The organism is Streptomyces otsuchiensis, from assembly GCF_004305975.1.
Classification (GTDB): domain Bacteria; phylum Actinomycetota; class Actinomycetes; order Streptomycetales; family Streptomycetaceae; genus Streptomyces; species Streptomyces otsuchiensis.
In genome coordinates this window covers 1-6248 of the sequence record NZ_BHZI01000316.1, presented here as the reverse complement: position 1 = coordinate 6248, position 6248 = coordinate 1, and the positions used below count along the sequence as shown (strand labels likewise).

General features: G+C 73.5%; 4 protein-coding genes. 1 reads left to right on the top strand and 3 read right to left on the bottom strand.

The window, feature by feature from the left end; genetic code table 11:
* Positions 1-47: 47 nt before the first annotated feature.
* From E0D90_RS22535 to E0D90_RS22525, 3 genes are all read right to left on the bottom strand, one after another.
* On the bottom strand, positions 48-1799 hold the full coding sequence (locus E0D90_RS22535) for a pyruvate dehydrogenase (RefSeq protein ID WP_130799843.1): 1752 nt from the start codon (positions 1797-1799) through the stop codon (positions 48-50).
* Positions 1800-2008: 209 nt separating this feature from the next.
* A complete protein-coding gene (locus E0D90_RS22530) occupies positions 2009-4216 on the bottom strand; it encodes a hypothetical protein (RefSeq protein WP_130799842.1) in 2208 nt (735 codons plus the stop codon).
* 157 nt (positions 4217-4373) lie between these two features.
* Positions 4374-4868 carry a hypothetical protein gene (locus tag E0D90_RS22525; protein ID WP_227870416.1) on the bottom strand — a complete coding sequence of 165 codons (495 nt, stop codon included), beginning with the start codon at positions 4866-4868 and terminating at the stop codon, positions 4374-4376.
* Between the two features lie 80 nt (positions 4869-4948).
* Between E0D90_RS22525 and E0D90_RS22520 the strand changes: the two genes are divergently transcribed.
* Positions 4949-6214, top strand: a complete 1266-nt coding sequence (locus tag E0D90_RS22520) for a pyridoxal-dependent decarboxylase, exosortase A system-associated (protein WP_227870415.1) — start codon at positions 4949-4951, stop codon at positions 6212-6214.
* Positions 6215-6248 lie beyond the last annotated feature (34 nt).

The following is a 6248-nucleotide window of genomic DNA, read 5'->3' as shown; positions in this document are numbered from 1 at the left end:
GCCCTGCCCTGCCCTGCCCTGCCCTGCCCTGCCCTGCGCCAACGCGCTCAGGGCCGGGGGATGTTGCGAAGGTTGGAGCGGGCGAGCTGGGCCATGCGTCCGACGCCGCCGTCCAGCACCATCCGGGAGGCCGACAGGGCGAACCCGCTGACCATCTCCGCCTTGATCTTCGGCGGGATGGACAGCGCGTTGGGGTCGGTCACGATGTCCACCAGCGCCGGACCGCGATGCCGGAACGCCTCACGCAGCGCGCCGCGCACCTCCTTCGGCTTCTCCACCCGCACCCCGTGCGCGCCGCACGCGCGCGCCACGGCCGCGAAGTCCGGGTTGCGGTTGGTGGTGCCGTAGGCGGGCAGCCCGGAGACCATCATCTCCAGCTCCACCATGGAGAGGGCGGAGTTATTGAACAGGACTACCTTCACCGGCAGTTGGTACTCCACCAGGGTCAGGAAGTCGCCCATCAGCATGGAGAACCCGCCGTCGCCGGAGAGGGTCACCACCTGCCGGCGTGGGTCGGTGAACTGCGCTCCGATCGCCTGCGGCAGCGCGTTGGCCATCGATCCGTGGCTGAAGGAGCCGATGACGCGCCGCCGCCCGTTCGGGGTGAGATAGCGGGCGGCCCACACGTTGCACATGCCGGTGTCCACCGCGAACACCGCGTCGGCGGCGGCCTCCTCGTCCAGGACGGAGGCCACGTACTCGGGATGGATCGGGGTGCGCTTCTCGACCTTGCGGGTGTACGCCTTGACGACGCCCTCCAGCGCGTCCGCGTGCTTCTTCAGCATCCGGTCCAGGAACCGCCGGTCGGTGCGGACACGGACCTTGTCGGTCAGGCAGCGCAGCGTCTCGCGCACATCACCCCAGACGGCGAGGTCGAGGCGGCAGCGGCGGCCGAGGTGCTCGGGGCGCACGTCCACCTGCACGATCTTCACCCGTTCGCCCTCGTCGGGCAGGAATGCGTTGTAGGGGAAGTCGGTACCGAGCAGGATCAGCAGGTCGCACTCGTGGGTGGCCTGGTAGGCGGCGCCGTAGCCGAGCAGACCGCTCATGCCCACGTCGTACGGGTTGTCGTACTGGATCCACTCCTTGCCGCGCAGCGCGTGGCCCACGGGCGACTTCACCCGTTCGGCGAAGCGCATCACCTCGTCGTGGGCCCCGGCCGTGCCGCTGCCGCAGAAGAGGGTGATCCGGTCGGCCTCGTCGACCATCCGGGCCAGCCGGTCGATCTGGTCGTCGGCCGGGCGGACCGAGGGACGGCCGGTGACCAGCGCGTGCCGCTCCGCCTTCTCGGCCGCCGGCTCCCCGGCGATGTCGCCCGGCAGCACGACGACCCCGACACCGCCCTGGCCGATGGCGTGCTGGATGGCGCTCTGCGCGACGCGCGGCATCTGCTCCCGGTTGGAGACCAGCTCGCAGTAGTGGCTGCACTCCTGGAAGAGCCGGTCGGGGTGGGTCTCCTGGAAGTAGCTGCTGCCGATCTCGGCACTGGGGATGTGCGAGGCGAGGGCGAAGACCGGCGCCATGGAGCGGTGCGCGTCGAACAGACCGTTGATCAGGTGCAGGTTGCCCGGACCGCAGGAGCCCGCGCAGGCGGCGAGCCGCCCGGTGATCTGCGCCTCGGCCCCGGCGGCGAACGCGGCGGTCTCCTCGTGCCGGACCTGCACCCAGTCGATGCGGGAGCTGCGGCGCACCGCGTCCACCACGGGGTTGAGGCTGTCACCGACCACCCCGTACATCCGCTCCACCCCGCTGTCGGCAAGGGTCTCCACCAGCTGGTCGGCCACGGTCTCCTTGGCCATCTACGGCCGCCTCTCGGGTAGTCCGCCCGGCGGCCCGGCGCGGAGGGGGCACGTCCCGCGCGGGGCTCCCGCGCGGTGGCCGCCACCCGACGGCGACGGCCCACCTGGAGCCATCGTCCGTTCCGTGCCGTTCGTCCGCATCCGCTGTCACCCGAAGGTGACGGCGGCGCGGCGCACCGGACCTGCCGCCCGGTGGGCCGGGGCAGGGATCAGCGGCCGGCCCAAGAGCTGGCCGAGCTGCCGCTGTGGGTGTGTTCCGCCTCGGTGAGGCGCTTCGTCTCGATGGCGGTCACCTCGGTGCCCGCCTCGGTCTCGCAGGTGACCAGCAGCCTCAGCCCGGGCCGGTCCAGCATCAGCTCCCGGGTGCCGGCGCACGGACCGGCGGCCTCCGGCAGCTCGCCGTAGACCGAGGGCTCGGCGTCGGAGTCGAAGTCCGACCAGGCCAGGGCCAGGACCGTGCCGGACTCACCCACCGCGTAGAAGAGTTGGTGCGGGTCCAGGTAGCTACCCACCGGGATCTGCGCACCGCCTCCGACCGCCGCCTCCACCGGTTCCCCGGCGGCGAACACACGCCGGGACTCCGTCGCCACGATGGTCCGGGGCCAGTCCGCTTCCGCGATCTCCTCCCGCCGGTCGCCGATCTGGTGGATCTCCCCCTCGCTGATCCAGCTCATGGGGCCGACGCCCTGATGATCGATGACGCGCAGGGGCAGCTCGGTCGCGGAGGGCAGCTCGACGACCGAGATCATGTCCCTCTCCCTGTTGTACTGCATCACCAGCGGCCCTTCGAACCGGTCACACCAGCGGCCTACCAGCGCGATCCCACGACTGGCCTGCGCCATCTGACTGATGCGCGGAATCCACTCGCACCCAAGAGCGGGCACCCGCTCCGCCCGCTCCGGCGCCACGGGCCGCACCGCGGCGAGGTCGAGGTCGAGGTGAGCCGTACCGGAGCCGGAGAAGGCGGCGGGCCCCGGTGGGACCTCCACGAAATCGGCCTGGGCACTGCCGCAGCTCTGGGTCAGCAGGACGGCGCGGGAAGCGCTGCGGGCGTGCCCGATTACGCGCGGGACGGCCAGGGTGTGGCACTGATCGCGCGCTCCGAGCCCCCGCAGCTCGCCGGCGTCCGTGAACTCCGCGAGGTGGGAAGACGACCGCAGATAGACACGGGTGGTCTGCCCCAGCGCGACCAGCGGACGCCACCCGAACAGCGAGTCGTCGCCGGACTCCTCGTCCCACCACTCGGTGACGACCGAGTCGGTCACGAAGGTCCAGTTCCGGCTGCGATCAGGGTGGCTGCCCGGGCCCGGGAGCCGCTCCTCGCGCAGCACCTCCCCGCTGTTGCCGTCCAGGGTGACCAGGGTGATCGGGTCGATGACCACATGCACCGCGCAGAACGGGGAGACGGCGACCTGGCCGAGGCGCACGGCGACACGGTCCTCGTCCCCGTCGTCCGGGACGACCAGTTCGCCGTGCCGGACGGTGTAGCGCCAGCGCTCCGAGCCGTCGGCGGGGTCGTACCCGATCACCGCGTCGGCGTCGTCCTGGTGCTCGATCGAGACCAGCGTGCTGCGCGCCACCCGCTGTTCGCCCCGGTGCTCCGGCTTCACATACCCGTCCTCCCGGTGCTGCGGCTGGGCGAGGAGGCAGGTCGTCAGCTCCGCCGGGCCGGGCAGTGAGCCCTGCCATCCGACCCCGGTCGGCTCCAGATGGGGCAGAGGTTCGCCGTGCTCGGCGGCCGTGACCTCGACGCCCTCCTTCCGCTGCCCCGAGGGCAGGGGCTCGGAGACGGCGTCGTAGTAAGGGCCGTCCGCGAGCGCGGACCGCGCCCGGTCCGCGCCGTAGCCCGCGCCGGTGCTGAGCAGGCCACCGACCAGCGAGGCGACGGTACCGGCCGCCAGCAGACGCCGGCCCCGCGCCCGCCGGTCGCCCTCCCGTGGCAGCCAGGGGCCCGGCCGACGGGCAAGCACCACACACACGACGGCGGCCAGCAGCGCCGCCACGGCGAGCGCCAGCGCCGCCGAGGGACGGTCCGGCGGGAACGCCACCTCGGCCAGCCGGGGCGATGGGTCCGTGGGCGCGCCGGGAGCCCGGAGATACGACACGAGGGCCAGTACGGCGGCCGATGTCGCGGCGCACGCGGCGGCGACCAGACTCCGGCGGGCACCCAGGCCACCGACCAGCAGCACGGCCGCCGCCAGCGCGGGCGCGGCGGGCCACCAGCCGACCCCCTCCCCCGGCCCGGCCAGTCCACCCGACCACGGCGGGAGGGCAGCCAGCAGCAACAGGACCACCGCCGCCGCCAGCGCTCCCGTCCGCGCCCACCACGGCAGCGCTCGTCGTCCGCGCGACGCGCTCTCGGAGCTCTCCGCGCCCTCGCTCTCGCTCTCGGGCGCAGACGTCTGTTCCCCGGTCATGTTTCCCCCACCCCACCGCCGGTCCCCACCCGCGGTCATCGTGCTCTCGGTCGGGCGCGACGGCTCACGCGGTCAAGCGCCCACCCGCCACACGGTAGCGCGCCCGCCGGGGCCACCGGCACGGCGGTACGGGCAAGGGCCCCGGCCACCGGACGGATCAGGGACCGGCGGTGTGGTCGGGGTGGCCGTGGGTGCGGCGCGCCTCCTTCATCTCCGCCTCGAAGAGGTGGTCGCGGCCGTCGGCGAGTTCACCGCGCACCCGCTGCTCGACCTCGGTGAACGGCTGGTAGTAGGTCGCGTTGTAGGACTCCACGACCTGGAAGGTCCAGTGGCCGGGGATGACGTTGCGGCCCAGGATCTCGCGCTCGACCAGGTCGGCCTGGTCTCGGTGACCCGCGTCGCGGAGTGCCTCGACGGCGGTGCCGAGCTTGAGGTCCGCGCCGCCGGTGAGCTGGTGGAAGGCGTAGAGGTGACCGCGGGCCTGCTCGACGGTCTCCAGTGCCTCGGAGAGCTTGCCGAGTGCCTCGACGGTGGCGTCGCTGACGCCGTCCGGCCGGCGGTGGGCGGGGGACGGGACGTCGTCGGCTGCGGAGCCGGCGCGGCTGTCGTCGCTGTGGTTCACGGCGCTGCGGTTGATGGGGCTGTCGTTCATGGCGCCCGTCTACCCGCGCGGCGACGCGCCATGGGTGAGCCGCGCCCGGGTGACCGGGCGCCGCTCACCCGGACGGGGCCGTGCCCGCCCCCGCCCCCGCCGGCGGCGAGCTGACGGTGGGCGGCGTCCCGGCCTCGCTGATCGCCGAACGCGCCGGTGGCACACCGGTCTTCGCCTACGACCGGAGGCTGGTCGCGGAACGGGTCGCCGCCGTACGGCAGGCGCTGCCCGCCGGGGTGAAGCTCAGCTACGCGGTCAAGGCCAACCCGATGCCCGCGCTGCTGCACCACATGAGCGGCCTGGTCGACGGCTTCGACGTGGCCTCCTCCGGGGAGATGCTGGCGGCCCTGGACACCGGGGTGCCCGGCGCGCGGATCGCCTTCGCCGGGCCGGGGAAGACGGCGGCCGAGCTGCGGCAGGCCGTCGCCGCCGGGGTGCTGGTGGAGCTGGAGTCGGCGGGCGAACTGGACCGGGTGCGCGCCGCGGGCGCCGCCCTGGGGGTCCGGCCACGGGTCGCTGTCCGCGTCAACCCGCCTTTCTCGGTGCATGGTTCGGGCATGCGGATGGGCGGCGGGCCCCAGCAGTTCGGGGTCGACGCGGAACGCGTGCCGGAGCTGCTGGCGGAGATCGCGCGGGGCTACACGACGCCGGGCGCGGTGGAGTTCGAGGGATTCCATGTCTTCGCCGGCTCCCAGAACCTCGACGCCGAGAGCATCTGCCGCGCCCAGCGGGAGACCGTGGCGCTGATCGTGGAGCTCGCCGGGCACGCCCCGTCGCCGGTCCGCTACCTCAATCTCGGCGGCGGCTTCGGCATCCCCTACGCCGCCAGGGACGTTCCGCTGGACCCGCGGCCGATCGGCGAGAACCTGACGGAGCTGCTGGAGACCACGGTGCGCCGTGAACTGCCGCACGCCCGACCGGTGATCGAGCTGGGGCGGTATCTGGTGGGCGAGGCGGGCGTGTATCTGACCCGCGTGGTGGACCGCAAGGAGTCGCGCGGCACCACCTATCTGGTGGTCGACGGCGGACTCCACCACCAGCTCGCCGCCACCGGCAACCTCGGCCGGGCGCTGCGCCGCAACTACCCCATCGCGGTGGCGAGTCCCGCCACCGGAACCAACCGGGCGGACGGCGACGGCGGTGCGGACGGCCACGCCGGACCGACCGAGACCGTGGACGTCGTCGGCTGTCTGTGCACCCCACTCGACCTGCTGGGCAAGGCGGTCGAACTGCCACGCGCCGAACCCGGCGCGCTGATCGCGGTGTTCCAGGCCGGGGCGTACGGGCTGACCGCGAGCCCCGCCGCCTTCCTCGGCCACCCGGCTCCCCGGGAGCTGCTGCTCTGACTCCGCCTTGCTCCCCACTCCCCCACGGCCGCAC

Excerpts from the sequence above, each read along its gene's own strand:
- E0D90_RS22535 (WP_130799843.1), bottom strand. The coding sequence starts at position 1,799 with ATGGCCAAGGAGACCGTGGCCGACCAGCTGGTGGAGACCCTTGCCGAC.
- E0D90_RS22530 (WP_130799842.1), bottom strand. The coding sequence starts at position 4,216 with ATGACCGGGGAACAGACGTCTGCGCCCGAGAGCGAGAGCGAGGGCGCG.
- E0D90_RS22525 (WP_227870416.1), bottom strand. The coding sequence starts at position 4,868 with ATGAACGACAGCCCCATCAACCGCAGCGCCGTGAACCACAGCGACGAC.